Source organism: Aerococcus sp. 1KP-2016 (genome assembly GCF_002252085.1).
Taxonomy (GTDB): Bacteria; Bacillota; Bacilli; order Lactobacillales; family Aerococcaceae; genus Aerococcus.
On the sequence record NZ_NEEY01000011.1, the window covers coordinates 15,870 to 31,662 of the forward strand.

The 15,793-nt window shown below is 40.0% G+C and carries 13 protein-coding genes and 1 pseudogene; 1 reads left to right on the forward strand and 13 read right to left on the reverse strand.

From position 1 onward, the window contains the following. Positions 1-135 precede the first annotated feature (135 nt). The 13 genes and pseudogenes from thrS to B9P78_RS03675 form a co-directional block, all read right to left on the reverse strand. A complete protein-coding gene (thrS, locus tag B9P78_RS03620; RefSeq protein WP_094518181.1) occupies positions 136-2,064 on the reverse strand; it encodes a threonine--tRNA ligase in 1,929 nt (642 codons plus the stop codon). A gap of 383 nt (positions 2,065-2,447) precedes the next feature. Beyond that, positions 2,448-2,900, reverse strand: coding sequence for an Asp23/Gls24 family envelope stress response protein (locus tag B9P78_RS03625; RefSeq protein ID WP_094518182.1), 453 nt, complete (start codon positions 2,898-2,900; stop codon positions 2,448-2,450). Positions 2,901-2,988: 88 nt separating this feature from the next. Further along, positions 2,989-3,195: a DUF2273 domain-containing protein gene (locus B9P78_RS03630; RefSeq protein ID WP_094518183.1), complete on the reverse strand. Its 207-nt coding sequence runs from the start codon at positions 3,193-3,195 to the stop codon at positions 2,989-2,991. A gap of 36 nt (positions 3,196-3,231) precedes the next feature. After that, positions 3,232-3,804, reverse strand: coding sequence for an alkaline shock response membrane anchor protein AmaP (gene amaP / locus B9P78_RS03635; protein ID WP_094518184.1), 573 nt, complete (start codon positions 3,802-3,804; stop codon positions 3,232-3,234). 124 nt (positions 3,805-3,928) lie between these two features. Beyond that, entirely contained in the window at positions 3,929-4,873 is a 945-nt protein-coding gene (dnaI, locus tag B9P78_RS03640; protein ID WP_094518185.1) for a primosomal protein DnaI, read from the reverse strand. Between the two features lies 1 nt (position 4,874). Then, on the reverse strand, positions 4,875-6,437 hold the full coding sequence (locus B9P78_RS03645; protein WP_094518186.1) for a DnaD domain protein: 1,563 nt from the start codon (positions 6,435-6,437) through the stop codon (positions 4,875-4,877). A 34-nt stretch (positions 6,438-6,471) separates the two neighbouring features. Next, positions 6,472-6,978 (reverse strand): transcriptional regulator NrdR, encoded by a 507-nt coding sequence (nrdR, locus tag B9P78_RS03650; RefSeq protein ID WP_094518187.1) that lies wholly within the window; start codon positions 6,976-6,978, stop codon positions 6,472-6,474. A gap of 80 nt (positions 6,979-7,058) precedes the next feature. Then, positions 7,059-7,699, reverse strand: a pseudogene (coaE, locus tag B9P78_RS10650) (dephospho-CoA kinase). Continuing rightward, positions 7,692-8,519: a DNA-formamidopyrimidine glycosylase gene (mutM, locus tag B9P78_RS03660; RefSeq protein WP_094518188.1), complete on the reverse strand. Its 828-nt coding sequence runs from the start codon at positions 8,517-8,519 to the stop codon at positions 7,692-7,694. Before mutM ends, coaE begins: the two are co-directional and overlap by 8 nt. A 204-nt stretch (positions 8,520-8,723) precedes the next feature. Further along, complete coding sequence (polA, locus tag B9P78_RS03665; protein ID WP_094518189.1) at positions 8,724-11,408, reverse strand: DNA polymerase I; 2,685 nt, start codon at positions 11,406-11,408, stop codon at positions 8,724-8,726. After that, positions 11,398-11,718, reverse strand: coding sequence for a hypothetical protein (locus B9P78_RS10065; protein WP_233487692.1), 321 nt, complete (start codon positions 11,716-11,718; stop codon positions 11,398-11,400). Before B9P78_RS10065 ends, polA begins: the two co-directional genes overlap by 11 nt. Continuing rightward, on the reverse strand, positions 11,718-11,954 hold the full coding sequence (locus B9P78_RS10070; protein ID WP_233487693.1) for a hypothetical protein: 237 nt from the start codon (positions 11,952-11,954) through the stop codon (positions 11,718-11,720). Before B9P78_RS10070 ends, B9P78_RS10065 begins: the two co-directional genes overlap by 1 nt. Before the next feature lie 915 nt (positions 11,955-12,869). After that, the gene (locus tag B9P78_RS03675; protein WP_094518190.1) at positions 12,870-14,129 is read right to left on the reverse strand and encodes an ArgE/DapE family deacylase; all 1,260 of its coding nucleotides are present in this window, start codon (positions 14,127-14,129) and stop codon (positions 12,870-12,872) included. Between the two features lie 260 nt (positions 14,130-14,389). Between B9P78_RS03675 and B9P78_RS03680 the strand changes: the two genes are divergently transcribed. Then, complete coding sequence (locus B9P78_RS03680) at positions 14,390-15,061, forward strand: histidine phosphatase family protein (protein ID WP_094518191.1); 672 nt, start codon at positions 14,390-14,392, stop codon at positions 15,059-15,061. Positions 15,062-15,793 lie beyond the last annotated feature (732 nt).

The window sequence follows — 15,793 nt, forward strand, 5'->3', positions numbered from 1 at the left end:
TATTGCTCTCATCCTATAAAGTTGAGTTCGGACCTCCAGAAAGCCCTGCGCTTCAGACTATATTGCGCCACACTGCGTGCGTCACTGCTACAGTCTTCCACCGGTGGCTTTCTAAGCGTCGGTCCTCACATCCTATTATTTATATTCTTTGATTTCTGCTTCTAATTGGGCGAAGAATTCATCGAATGGCATTGATAATGTTTCTTTTGAACCGTATTGACGCACTGTTACTGTATTGTTTTCGATTTCTTGGTCACCGAATACTAATTGGTAAGGTACTTTTTGTGTCTGTGCTTCACGGATCTTGTAACCCATTTTTTCGTTACGGTTATCCACTTCAACACGCATACCTGCTGCTTTCATGCGACGACGAATTTCTTCTACATGGTCACCATGGGCTTCATCGTTTACAGGGATTAATTTAGCTTGAACTGGTGCTAACCAAGCTGGGAATGCGCCCTTGTATTCTTCAATTAGGTAAGCTACAAAACGTTCCATTGTTGATAATAAACCACGGTGGATTACTACTGGACGATGTGTATCTTGTCCATCTTGTCCAACATATGTTAAGTCAAAGCGTTCTGGTAATAGGAAGTCTAATTGGATAGTAGACATTGTTTCCTCATTACCTAAAGCTGTCTTGAATTGGATATCTAATTTTGGACCGTAGAAGGCTGCTTCCCCTTCTGCTTCGAAGTATTCTAATCCTAAGTCATCCATCGCTTCTTTTAACATGCCTTGCGCTTTTTCCCACATTGCATCATCATCAAAGTATTTTTCAGTATTGTTTGGATCTCTGTATGATAAACGGAAACGGTAGTCAGAAATCTTGAAGTCTTTATATACTTCTTTGATTAATGTAATCATACGGGTGAACTCTTCTTTAATTTGGTCAGGACGTACGAATACGTGTGCATCATTTAAAGTCATTTCACGTACACGTTGTAAACCAGATAATGCACCAGATTTTTCATAACGGTGCATCATACCTAATTCGGCGATACGAATTGGGAATTCACGGTAAGAATGGATATCATTTTTGTAGATCATCATGTGGTGTGGGCAGTTCATTGGACGTAATACCAATTGTTCACCGTCACCTAAGTCCATTGGTGGGAACATGTCATCATGATAGTGATCCCAGTGACCTGAAGTTTTGTATAGATCAACGTTTGCCATGATTGGTGTGTACACATGGTTGTAACCAAGTGAAACTTCCTTATCTACTACATAACGTTCGATGGTACGACGAATTGTTGCACCCTTTGGTAGCCAGAATGGTAGACCTGAACCAACTTCTGGGCTAATCATGAATAAATCTAATTCTTTACCCAATTTACGGTGGTCGCGCTCTTTCGCTTCTTCACGTTGTTTGATAAATTCTTTAAGATCTTTTTTGTCAAAAAAGGCAGTACCGTATACACGTTGCATCATTTTGTTGTCAGAGTTACCTCTCCAATATGCACCGGCTACAGAAAGTAATTTGAATTCTTTGATATAACCTGTAGATGGTACGTGGATACCACGGCAAAGGTCAGTAAATTCACCTTGCGAATATACTGTTAAAATTTCATCTTCTGGTAAATCAGCGATGATTTCAATTTTGTATGGGTCATCAGCAAAAATTTCATTGGCTTCTGCACGAGTTACTTCACGACGTACAATTGGGAAGTCTTCTTTTACAATTTTAGCCATTTCAGCTTCAATTGTTGGTAGATCTTCTTCTGCAATTTGATTGTCTTGGTCAGTATCATAGTAGAAACCTGTTTCAATTGCTGGACCTACACCGAAATGAATTTCTGGGTATAAACGTTTCATCGCTTGCGCCATTAAATGGGCTGTGGAATGGCGTAAGATACCTAACGCATCTTGGTGTTTAGGGTCGACGATTTCAATGGCACCGTCTTGGTTAATTGGGGCATTTAAATCTACCAATTCACCGTTAATTTTAGCAGCTAATGCTCTTTTTGCTAAAGAGTTAGAGATTGAGGCAGCGACATCGCGGCCAGTTACACCGGCTTCGAAAGATTTCTTCGCCCCATCTGGGAATACTAATTCAATCATGTTTCATCCTCCTATTTGGTATTTATCTATAGATATAATAGACACAAAAAAGTCCCATTCTAGTCTTTCGACTAAAATGGGACGCTATTAAACAATTTGCGTGGTTCCACCCAAGTTCAGTAAATTTGTCAGTCGACAAATCTACCCTCTATTGCTGATAATGGGGGCAACCCTTACACCTTAAGCTATGTACCTTGATTTGGTCATAAATTTCGGTGCGATCTAAAGAGTGGTTAACTAAATGGCTTTGCAAGTTTCTCACTTACCAACTTGTCCCTGATTACCCATCATCTAGCGTGTCTCTTATCCTTGATAGAAAATATTCATTACGAGGATAAGTATAAGCATCACATTTTCAAATGTCAAATAATTTCCGGTTAAAATTATTGAACGCGTGAACCGTCAGTGTATTGACCATTTTGGTTGGCTTGACGACGTTGCTCTTGTGCTGCACGATTCTTTTCGTTTTGATCACGTTCGTATTCAGCACGAGTTAAGACGTCATTTACATTCATGTTGACTTCAACAACAGTTAACCCAGTCATTTTTTGTACATTTTCAGTGATTGCTTGGGTTGCTTTTTCAAATGCAGCTGGAATATTTTTACCGTATTCAGCAATAACTTCTAAATCTAATGCAACTTCTTTCTTACCGACTTCAGCACTTACACCGCGTGTTTCGTCTTCGCCGCTTGAGAATAAAGTTTTCAAACCTGAAGTAAGGTTACCTTTTAATTCTAAAATACCGTCAACATTCGCTACTGTGTAGTGTGCGATTTTTTCAAGAACCTTGCTATCAAAAGTTAAATCGTTAGTGTGTTTTACGTTTTCAGTCATTTAAGATTCCCCTTTTCTATTTTTTAAATATAACTAATAAGTTGTATCTATTCTATCAAATTTTTCACTTAACTCAAATGATATGAATCTATGGATTGAAAAAACGAAACCAACTTTCTAAGTCGATTTCACCATCGAAGTAAGCCCCAATGATAAAACCAATTGTAGAAAATACTAGGATGAATAAAGCTTCTCCAAAGCCAAACCACATCCATAATAGTGCAAAGATAAAGGCAATTAAGCCTCCGATAATGCGGTTCCGATATGGATACCAACTACGTGGTGGTTGTTTCATAGTGTTTGCCTCCTCTATTCAACTGCGATCTTTCATCTATCTAACACGTGCATGCCCTTGTTTGTTGGCATTTGCTTGTAGTTCATCTGGATTATAAGTATCCGCAGTAACTTTCACTTCTTTGATTGTGGTATTTAATACAGCTTCTGCTGCTTGTTTTGCCTTGCGTTGAATGGCATCTGAAATCGTTTGAACAGGTTGGTCTTCTGCAATAGCATAGGCCACTTTGACTTTTGTCTGTTCAGGATTGCGACCAAATTTCACGTCAACACGCTTGTTGCTTGCTTGTTTCACATCCAAAATATCACGGCGAATGGCTTGAATGACTGTCTCATGATCAATGGCTACTTGACCTTTTTCACTATTCACTTTTAATGTACGTGATTTTGCAGGTGCTAGTAAGGCCAAAATAAAGGCGATAGCAAAGTATAACAAGGCCAAAGCTAATAAGCTTACGACGATATACACACCTGTTTGGTAAGCTGTCACGTAACGCGCTACAAATTCACTCACGTAAGGAATTGGATAAATAGTAGCTGCTACAATTAGGATGGCCACAATAATTAGGAGTGATAGAAGGATTTGTAAGAATTTTCTGAATCCACTCATGCACTCACCTCCCTGATTCGAATTTTTATATTTTATATAGTATATCTTTATTTTATCATTTTAAAGTTAAAGGTTCAAATGATATGCTATTTCAATCTAAAAAAATACATAAAAAAAGAAGGTATTAACCGTTACGACGGTCTCTACCTCCTACTTCTACTGCTTCACTTAAATATTTAATTCGTTCCATGATACGGGCTGCCTTAGCTACGTCGGCACCTTCTCTAGTTGTAGTTAAAAATTGTTCTAACTCTGGCATGGTAAAGTTAGACGTGAAGAAAGTAGCTAATTGCTCTTGCATCCGGTATTGCAAAATAACACCCAAGACATCATCACGGACCCATTCACTATTTGATTCCGCCCCAATATCATCCAAGACCAATATCGGTGCTCGCTTGAATTCATTGACACGTTGGTCAACGGTATTCGTGCGGATCCGGGATTTTAAATCAACCAATAGTTCTGGGTAATGAACCATGCTCGATTTGACACCTCGTTCGGCCAGCGTATTCACCAAAGCTGCTAAGATGTGTGTTTTCCCTACCCCAAATTGACCATGTAAATATAAGCCTTTATGGAAGGTATTCGGGTCTTTGGTGTAAGCATTGATAAATTCCAGACTCTTCTGAATTGCTTCATAGCGATCCTGATAGTCATTTGGTGACATAGCTTCAAAAGATGCTGACCGCAAACTCTTCGGCATAGAAACCATGGTCACCCGTTTAGATAATTCTTCAGCTTGCTGGAGCTTAATGAAATCCTGCGTTGGATGATAATCTACATCGATGAAGTTGACGTTCATGATCAAGCTTGGTGCGTACAAATTAAATTTCTTTTGACCTAAAGCTTGGTTACCATTTTCCCGGGCAAATTCATATAATTTTGAGAATGATTTTTTGACAATTTCATCCTCAAATGTCAGTTGATGCGCTTGTAAAAAGGCTTGAACTGCTGGGTCTTTCTGCACGATTTCTGCTATCTTAGCCTGTCTTTCTTTGAAGGCAGGGTTGCGGTTGATCTGTTGTTTAAAACTATCGCCCACATTTTTCAATTGTTTGTCGTCAGCCATTCTATTCACCTTCTTTTAATTCTAATGTTTGCATCAATTGACGAATTTCTGCTTCTTTGGCATTGATTGTCGCAGCATTATCTTGCTTCGCTGCCTTATCGTCCGCATCAGCTATATTAGCTGGTGTTGGCGTTTTTTCATATTTTTCTTTACGACTCGCTTCATCCAACCATTTTGGTTTGACGGATTCTTTTTGCGTTTGATAACGGCCTTTATTGATCCGATTCTTTTGCCGTTTCTCGTGTTGGTCTGCCATATCTTTTTTACGTTTTTTCAGGTACACCATAGCTGCTTCAGGTTCTTCAATGCCCTGTTGTTTCCAGTCATCAGCGACCCGTTCAAGATAGGAGCGTGACAATTTATTCTGTTCTAATTCCACTAAACAATATTGAATCATGATATTCAATACACCTGGTTTTAGTATATCTAAGCGAATCAATTCCGTGATGGCATTGGCTTCAGCCTTCGTTAAATAACCACCCTTTTGTTCTTTGATTGAAGAGGCAAATGCGATTGGTGGATAGCTTTTCGCAAAATCAGCGAAGTTCAATTCTTCTTGATCTAGACCTAGTTGCTGCCATTTAGCGCGGTAAGCCGATTGATTGGTTTCCGAAGCAGTAATACGGTCGGTTAATCCTGGATTTTGAGTCTCTCCGTCGCCTTTATTCACGGTGCCATTAGTAGTTGGTGCATTAGTGGTTTGTGCTATTTGCTGAGCTTGTTTGCTCGACTGACCGCTAGCCTGCTCTACAGCTAGCCGTTGCATTTTCCCCAAATCAATTGTATTGGTTCGTAAATCTGCTGCAGCAGTTGCGAGTTTCTGAATATCAACTTCATCGTAACCATAGAGCTGGTTGAGCGAAATAGCCATGTCAATGACCTCATCAGTTAACGCTTTTTCGGATATGAAGGATGACTGTAACAAGTCTTTGACCAAGGAAATATTAAGTTTGTGGTCCTTAATTTGAACAGCTCTGCTCTGACGATTTCGGCTGATTAATTTATCTTCGGTTTCGCTAGGAATTGGATAGTATTGGCTTGGCAGGCGGAATACATCTTGGAATGTTGCAGTTACGTCTGTCCAATGACCATCCTCAACGTCTAATGGCAAATCATAGGAAAACTTGGCAATAAGCTGATTGTAGCGCGGTTGACCCAGGCGATCCATCAATAAACTGGACATGATGGGGTCAGCGAAAATATGCTTACTATCCAAAGGTGCAAGTAATTGATAAATCGTTACTGCGCTATTTGCTTGGCTAGTTTCTTTCTGTTCGAATACTTGTAAAAGGCCAATTGCCTCAAGGTTACGACGGGCTTTTATATAGCGTTCTTTGCCCCAAACCATTTGCTCCATTAAGTCATGATGACGGATCTGATTGGAAGCGTTAGTCGCCTTGTTAATATTGGCATACAAGGTTTGATAGAGCGCATAGGATTCTCCTCCTATGATGGGTTGGTATAAATGTAGCAGAACTTGCTGATCGATATCAGAAATCCACTGAGGTTGGGTAATTTGAACAAGTCCCTTTGGATCTAAATTTTGCCATGGGTAATTGGTCATCTGCTTACCCTCCCTTCTTAAGGTATCTTATTGATTAAATTGTTGGCTTGGGATCTGTTTCTGGCTTGTTCTCTGTCGTTTCGGCATTGTTGCGACCACGTAAACGTTCGATTTCACGTAAAAATACAGTTGGATCTTCAAATTGACGGTAAACACTGGCATAGCGAATATAAGCAACTTCATCAATATCTGGTAAAGCATTCATAATAATTTCGCCAACATCTGAAGCTGGTACTTCACTCACGCCACGTGATCGTAATTCAGATTCCACATCTGATGCTAATTTTTCAAGTTGGTCAGCCGATACTGGTCGTTTTTCCGCGGAACGGATTAGGCCACGCAAGACTTTTTCATGCGAAAATTCTTGCCGAGTTCCATCTCGTTTAATGACTAATAAAGGTGTGCGTTCAATTCGTTCAAAGGTCGTAAAGCGGCTACCGCAGTTATTACACTCACGGCGACGACGAATACACGTATTGCTTTCAGCAGGACGACTATCAATTACTTTCAAATCATCTGAACCACAATTTGGACATTGCATGAATATACCTCCATCTTTCTGTTGCTATTGCAAACTAGGTCTTTTTCACATTTTATTATAGCATAAAGCCTAATATAACCCTATTTCAGGGGTTGATAACCAAAAATCCCTAACCAAGCTGCTAATTGTTGATACGTTTCTTCAATCGTTCCCGAATTATCAATGACAAAATCTGCCATATTTGCTTTGCGTTCGATAGACATTTGGCTTGTCATACGTTTAAACGCATCAACTGAATTGAGACCATCACGCGCCATTAAGCGGTCTAGTTGCATGGTTTCCGATACATAAATAACCATAATATCATCACATTGGTCTTCACTCTTACTTTCAAATAAAAGTGGCACATCCATAATAATCAATTCATGGCCTCCGCTATATATTTTTCTTTTTCCTTGTTCAACCAATCCCGAATCGGTTGGCGTAACAAGTCATTCAATTGCTCTCTCTGACTTGGGTTTTCAAAGATAATTGCCCCTAATTTTTTCCGGTCTAAAACGCCATTTGGAAAGACAATATCCGCCCCAAAATGTGCCTTTATCGCCTCTAATCCGGGTTCACCAGGCTCTACCACCATGCGCGCCCCGTAATCTGCATCCACGACGGGGAACCCTTCCTGTTTAAAAAATTTACTGGCTGTCGACTTACCCGTCGCAATTCCCCCAGTTAGTCCTAGTATATGACTCATAATTCCTCCCACTTGCTCACTTGCTTTAGGCATGTACTTGTTGACAATTTGGGCAAAAATGACTACCGCGTTGGCTGACACTAATCTTTTCAATTAGCGTGCCACATCTTGCACAGGGTTGCCCATTTCTGCCGTACGCCTGCAGATACTGTTGATAGTGGCCATTTTCACCGAATGCATTCGTGTATGAACGAATCGTGGTACCTCCAGCTTCAACTGCTTGGCCGATAATCGCCTTACTTGCATCAACGATGGCTTGTATTTCTTGGTCTGTCAGGCTATTCGCCGGTTGTTCTGGGTGTACTTTGGCTGCATACAATACTTCATCCGCATAAATATTGCCGATACCAGCAATAACAGATTGATCTAACAAGACGCCTTTGATAGGTCTTTTACGATGGGTTAATTTATCTGTGAGATATGCTGTAGTGATATCCTTGGGTTCTGGTCCCAAGTGTAAATCTTTAACTGCTTGGTCTAGTTGATGCTTGTCTACCATATGAATGCGACCAAATTTGCGAACATCCCGGTAACGTAAATCATAACCATCTGTTAAATGAAGGATGACATGTGAATAGGCATCTACAGGATCTGTACTTGGCATATACAAATATTTACCTTCCATGCGTAAATGGGCAATCCAAGCCACATCAGTCCAGTGAAAAATTAAAAACTTACCAATTCTGTCAACTGCGAGTAGGGTTTGACCTGGCATCCGGTTCACAAATTCTGTAACTCCACCAAATGCTTGCACAATATTTTCCCACAAGACTGTGACGCTTGCGACTTCTTTGCCAATAACGAGATTTTCCAATCCTCGTCTGACCGTTTCAACCTCTGGTAATTCTGGCATCTTACTCCTACTTTCTACTGGGCTTTCTGTACTTATTCTAAAGCAAATACCCGCTAAATAAAATAGCTTTTTCATTTTGTAGTTTCTTGAATTCTTTGAATATTGGAATAGGTACATATGACTAGGCCCCCTAACATAAAATACCCCTCAGTATAGGCACGTTTGTTGCCCTCACTGAGGAGTATTCTATCTCACATGTAGTGATTATTTAGCTTCGTACCAAGTTGCACCGTAGTTAGATTCTACTTCTAATGGTACATCTAATTGGGCTGCTTCACCCATGATCTGTGTTACTAATTTTTCTAAATCATCAATTTCAGATTTAGGTGCTTCAAATACCAACTCATCATGGATTTGCAGTAATAAATTGGCTTGTAGACCCGCATCTTTTAAGGCTTGGTCCATACGTACCATAGCGATTTTGATAATATCGGCTGCTGTACCTTGAATTGGTGTATTCATGGCATTTCGTTCGGCGAATGAACGCACATTGAAGTTCTTAGCCTGTAAATCTGGCAAGTATCGACGACGTTTGAATAAAGTTTCAACGTATCCGTCCTCTTTGGCCTTATCGACAACATCCTTCATATACGCTTGAACCCCAGGATAATTTTCCAAATAGGTATCGATAAATTTCTTAGCTTCTGGACGTGAAATATTCAAGTTTTGGCTCAAGCCATAATCCGAAATACCGTAGACGATACCGAAGTTTACAGCTTTGGCATTACGGCGCATGTTAGGCGTCACTTCATCCTCAGTGACACCATAAACCTTCATTGCTGTCGACGTATGGATATCTTCATGGTTGTTGAAGGCTGCCTGCATATGTTCGTCACCAGATATATGTGCTAAGACGCGTAACTCGATTTGTGAATAGTCACTCGAGAAAATGACCCAATCCTTTTGACTAGGCACAAAGGCTTTACGAATAGCACGTCCCTCTTCTGAACGAATTGGGATATTTTGTAAGTTTGGATCTGCAGAAGACAAACGACCTGTGGATGTCAATGTTTGTTGGAAACGTGAATGAATCTTACCATCATCATGGATGTAATCTTGCAATCCTTCTACATAGGTAGATTGTAACTTACTTAATTGACGGTAATTCAAAATAAGATCAATAATTGGTGCTTCACCAGCTAATTTTTCTAAGACATCTTGGGCAGTAGAATAGCCTGTTTTTGTTTTCTTAATCACTGGTAAGCCCATCTTTTCAAATAAAATCACACCTAATTGTTTTGGTGAATTAATATTGAACTCGTGACCAGCTTCTTTCCAAATGTCTGCTTCTAAGCCATTTAAAATCTCTTGGAATTCGACTTGCATGGCTTGAAGTTGTGATTTATCCACGGTAATGCCTAAAATTTCTAATTTGGCTAACACAAGTGCCAAAGGCAACTCCATCTCTTGATATAAATCATCCATTTGATTGGCTTCTAATTGCGGACGAATGGCTGCTTGTAGCCGTGCCATCACTTGGATTTTACGGGCAAGATGGTCATACATGACGGTTGGATCTTCAGGAACGCCACGTTTCGCCCCCTTGCCGTAGACTGATTCGTCATATGATAAATCATCAATATCGAATTCACGCGCCACTTCGGCTAGGTCATTCGAATTATCACGGGCAGTCAGCAAATATGCCCCAATCAGTACGTCATCAACGACGCCAGCAAAATCAACGTTGACATAATCTAACATAACCATCGTTCTTTTGGCATCGAATACAACTTTGGCAGTATCTCGATCTGCTAAGAAATCCTTGAAAGTGTCGGCTTGTAATAGGTCGGCTGGACCTACGAAAATATCCTCACCATTGGTCCAAGATACTTGGACGATGTCAGAATCGTGGTAATTCTTACTTAGATTTTCAGCATAAAAGGCATAGCCATCCGCTTTTGAAGTGGTTGGGAAGTAATCAGCCTTTAACTCGTCAACGGATGCAACGTATGTATAAGCAATGTCAGCCCAGTCTTGCGTTAACAAGTCAGCTTGGTCTGAATTTGCTAATAAATCCGACATAAAAACGTTGAAGTTCATATCTTTATAAAATGACATCAATTCTTCTACGTTCTTACCCTTATAAGGAATATCCGCAATTGTTTTTTCAACCGGCGCTTCGGTTTCAATACGGGCTAATTTTTTGGATAAAATAGCATTTTCTTTGTCATTGATCAGATTTTCTTTACGTTTAGATTTCTTCATATCGTCAATTTGATCATATAGATTTTCAACTGAGCCATATTCATGTAAGAGTTTTAGGGCCGTTTTTTCCCCAATCCCTGTAACACCTGGATAGTTATCGGAAGAATCGCCCATAAGTCCCTTCATGTCAATAATTTGATCAGGCGTTATACCCAAGTCTTCTTGAATGCTGGCAGGTGTATATGATTGTAGTTCAGAAACCCCTTTTTTGGTGATATCCACTCGGACATTGTCTCTGGCTAATTGCGTTAAATCCTTATCTCCAGAAATGATGACAACATCATATTCTTCAGGATCTACTGACATAGCTAAGGTTCCGATAATATCATCAGCTTCATAGTTGGTTAGTTCGTAATGAGACACACCAAAGGCGTCTAAAAGAACGTTAAAGAATGGCATTTGCTCTCTAAATTCTGATGGGGTTGATTGGCGACCACCCTTGTATTCGCCAAAAAACTCTGTTCTAAAAGTGGTTTTACCAGCGTCCCATGCAACTAGCGCATGTGTAGGCTGTTCTTTTTCCAAGATTTTAGACATCATGCCGTGGAAGGCAAATAATGCGTTGGTGTGCATGCCGTTTTTGTTTACGAATGAATCGATGTTATGAATGGCATAGAATGATCTAAATGCCAAAGATGACCCGTCGAAAAGGACGAGTTTCTTTTTATCTGTTTTAGTACTCAATTGAGTCTCCTCCTGAAATGCGTTGGAATACACCAGCGTCGATTGTTTCAGTATCGTGACGTAGATGTTCTTCTGGTGGTAAGACTGTTAGCATAGCATCCAATACGCGTTCGTCATCTGTTGCATTGGTGAATTTACCAATGCAGTGGACGGTCACAAACTGTTTCAAATCCTCGACACGAATGACTTCGAACTCGAAGGTGATGATAGAGTTATGTGGGATGGCATGAATAATATTGATATTCATTTCGACTAAGCGTGAGCCAGGACCAGGGAAGTTCATGGATACGGTACGTGTGATTACCCCCATCAAGCGATCGGTGGTACGACTACTTCAGATGGTAAAATCCCTGCACTTCCCGAAGTTTGTTGTAGGTAGGCCGGGTTTGAATCTGCCGTAACGCCCATATATAACAAAACATCTCGTTCGCGAATCGATTCGGTTACTCTGAATGTATCCCCAACTTTAATTGCTTCAATAGTCTTGCCGATTTGTTTTTCCGGTTGAGTGTTTGTGTTTGTTTCTGTTAAGTTATGTTCTACCATGTTTTTTACACCTCTAGGTTCTGAAAAAAATCATACTGGTTCCAACGACGAATTGCGGATATCTTATCCGCTTCAATATAACCATTTTATCAAAGAAAAAGAATATATGCGAATACTAGGATATGAGGACCGACGCTCAGAAAGCCACCGGTGGAAGATTAGTGCAGACGATGACGGTAGTCATCGGCAATCTAATCTGAAGCGCAGGGCCTTCTGGAGGTCCGAGCTCAACTTAGGAGGATGAGAGAAAAAGCGTTCAGCCCTCAACCAATGGAAGAATAGTGCCGTGGCACACGAAGAGTGACGCAAACTATTCTGAAGTGGGCAGAGGGTTGCTTTTTCGAACTCGACTTCATAACCAGTGTTGGTGTGCGTACTCATCCTTCGGCTTGTCTTGTATTGTCCTTTAAAAGCCGTAGGATCACCGGGAGCCAAGGTCTCCCGGTTTGAAATCGAGCTACCGTCTCGATTTCATCCTCTTTCACGGCTAAAGGACATACACTATCGCCTTCGGCAATCTAAATATCCTAATTTTAAAAATGGAGATTATTGCGTATTCACCAAATAAATTAAAATGTGCCTCCAATTTAGTATGTCCAGAAATATTTTTTTCAATTATTCAAGTGTCCACTTCTTGGGGACCAGTTTAAAGTTACACTTCAGACATTGCTGTGATTTATCGCAAATAGTATGGTATACATCAACGATAGCTGTGACGAATCTTATAAAATAATTCACATTTTCGCATGTTGATGACTTATTTGATACTACTATTCCTTTCCATGTCCGCAGATTTTTTTCAATAAGAAAGAGGGCCAAGGCCCTCTTCCTTATTGAATCGCTTAGCTCTACAAATACAAAAAAGCAGCCACAATGAAGAAACTTCTTCGTGGCTGCTTTTTATTGCTATTCAAATTATTCGCCGTCTAGGTAGCTAGTAATTAAGTCAATATATAAGTCAATGAAGCTTAGGTAATTGTCTTTTTCTACGTACTCATCAATTTGATGTGATGTTTCTGTACCTGGGCCAAAGATGATAATTGGGAAGCCGTCGCCTTTATTGGCTACGAAATTGGCGCCATCAGTTCCCCCTGTCATTGGTACAACTAATTGTTCAACGTCAAGGTAATCTTTAGAAAGGTTTTGCGCTAACGCAACTAAGATTGAATCAACCCCACCGTTTAACGGTTTCAAGTCTAAGGTTAATTGCACATCGAAATCTGCGCCCTTATCTAAGTACTTGTTGTAAACAGTTGAGAATACACCTTTTACATCTTCGTTATTGAATTCTGGTACAGTACGGATGTTGAAGACTACTTCAGCATGATCAGGAATTGTATTTACTTGGTCTCCCCCACGGAATACGGTGATTGAGAATTTAGGTTGTTTCAATAATTGATCTAATTCAGCGTTACCTTCGTCGTCACCTTCCACTGCACCATAGATATCTAAAGCTGGTGAGAAGTCTAATTGGCCGAAGTGGATATCTTTGGTTGCTTCTTCAAAAGCGGCTTTAAAATCTAAGGCAAAATCCATTAATGGGTCAATCGCGTTGATCCCACCTCTTGGATTAGAAGAGTGAACAGAACGACCACGTGATGATACCACAAAGTTCATTGAGCCTTTATGTGAAGGATGGATAGTATTAGCGGTTGGTTCACCAATGATGATTGCGTCAACGTCTTTGACGTATCCTGCTTCTTCCAGTTGGATTGAACCGACTGCTCCATTTTCCTCGTTATAAGTAGCAAGTAAACGAATTGTACCTTTTTTTAATAGGCCTTGTTCTTTGATTTCAATCATAGCGATAATTAACGCGGCTAAGCCTGATTTCATGTCAGTTGAACCACGGCCATATAGCTTGCCGTCGCGTTCAGTTAGTGTATAAGGGTCCGAAGTCCATGCATCCACGTTACCTGCTGACACAACGTCCATATGACCTGAAATACCAATGACTGGCAATCCAGAACCGATTTCGGCTACTAAATTGGCACGGCCAGGAATGCCTGTTGGAATTACCTTAGATGGAATATCGTATTGGGCTAGTAAGTTGGCGAAGTAGTTGGCTACGTCCTCTTCATTGCGGTCGACTGTTTCGATGGCTACAATGTCGCTTAAAATTTTGATTTTTTCTTCTTCTGTAAAGATTTTAGCTGCTTTTGTCAAAAAGAACACTCCTCTATTTTGTGGCACATTTACTGTGACAATTTTCTCTACTAACCATATTATCATTTATTCACCAACATGAATAATAAATTGCCCATGGCTTTCCAATCAAGTGTGTTCGCTATTATCGATTTATGTCATTTAGTGGGCGGCGATACCTTATATATACAATTCTCTGAATGAAAAATAGTAGTAATCGTTTTCATGAATGCTTTGTTGTGCTAGAATGAAGACAATATATAAAACACATACGAAAGGGAGTGAACAAGATGGGCGCTATCCATTATTATTTTGTTCGCCATGGCGAAACTACTGCAAATGCAGATCATAAAATTCAAGGCTGGTCAGACTCACCTGTAACGCGTGTCGGTATGCGTGTTGTTGATCAGGCAGCTGACACATTATCAAACGTCAATTTTCACCTTGCATATACAAGCGACTTAGACCGTTGTATCGAAACAGGAGAACGCATTTTATCGAAACAAGAAAATGACATTCAACTGTTCCCGATAGAGGGCTTTAGAGAATATAACTTTGGCGGACTAGAAGATCAAGATGTTGAAAAAGTTTGGCCAAAGTCAATTGCCCAACTAGTCGAAGAAATGCGTCACAATCAAATTCCTTCAACCCAATTTGTACCCTTAATCATTGAAAACCTAGTTGACCGCGACGAAGAAGGAGATTCCGAAGACTTCATCACTTTCTGGGACCGCATTGAAGAAGCAATGTTAGAAATTCATGATGATGCTTTGGAAGCACGCATGGAAACCCAACAAGCCAATATCAACGTATTGATTGTGAGTCATGACATGCCCATTCGTTTCTTCTTACACGAGGTCTTAGCTGAGTTTGATTTGACTGAACCGTTAGACTGTGGTCATTTTGCCCATGTTGTCTACCACAAAGGCGCTTACGATTTGAAAGAATTTAATGCAATTTAAATGTACGTTAAAAATCCCCGGACAATTTTGTTCGGGGATTTTTGCATGATTACACTATTTGGGACTGATTGATTAACTATTCGCTTATAAATTTGAGATGGTCATTTTTTTGGGATACCCAATCTTTAGTCGTTCAAAAATCCTATGTCGATTGAACTGCAAATAAAAAATGATACAAAAATACAGGAAAACTACCGAGGTGAAGTTGTCCTGTATTTTTTTGAACACTGCGATTAGAGAATGAACCTTCCATTCTCAAATTTTGGACGTTTTTATCGAGAATAAATAGCGGTTCTATAAAATATGTGATTTTTTTATAGTATACATTCCCATATTTGATAGATTTTATTATTTATAAAGTACGAGCCGCCATTTAATAATATTAGTCAATTTTTTATAGAATGAGATTTTATATTATAAAATTTCGCACTATTTTCTAGTATCTCGAATTATTCTATAATGAGCTCGTTCACAATACAGGAAAAGCGGTTGGAACCACTTGTCCCAACCGCTTTTTCTCTCATCCTGTTAAGTTGAGCTCGGACCTCCAGAAAGCACTGCACTAATCTTCCACCGGCGGCTTTCTGAGCGTCGGTCCTCACATCCTGTGAAGTTGAGTTCGAAATAGCAACCCCCTTCCTGCTTCAGATGAATTAGTCGATGACTACCGTCATCACCTTCATTCATCTTCCACCAGTTGAGGGCTGACCGCTATTGCTCTCATCCTGTTAA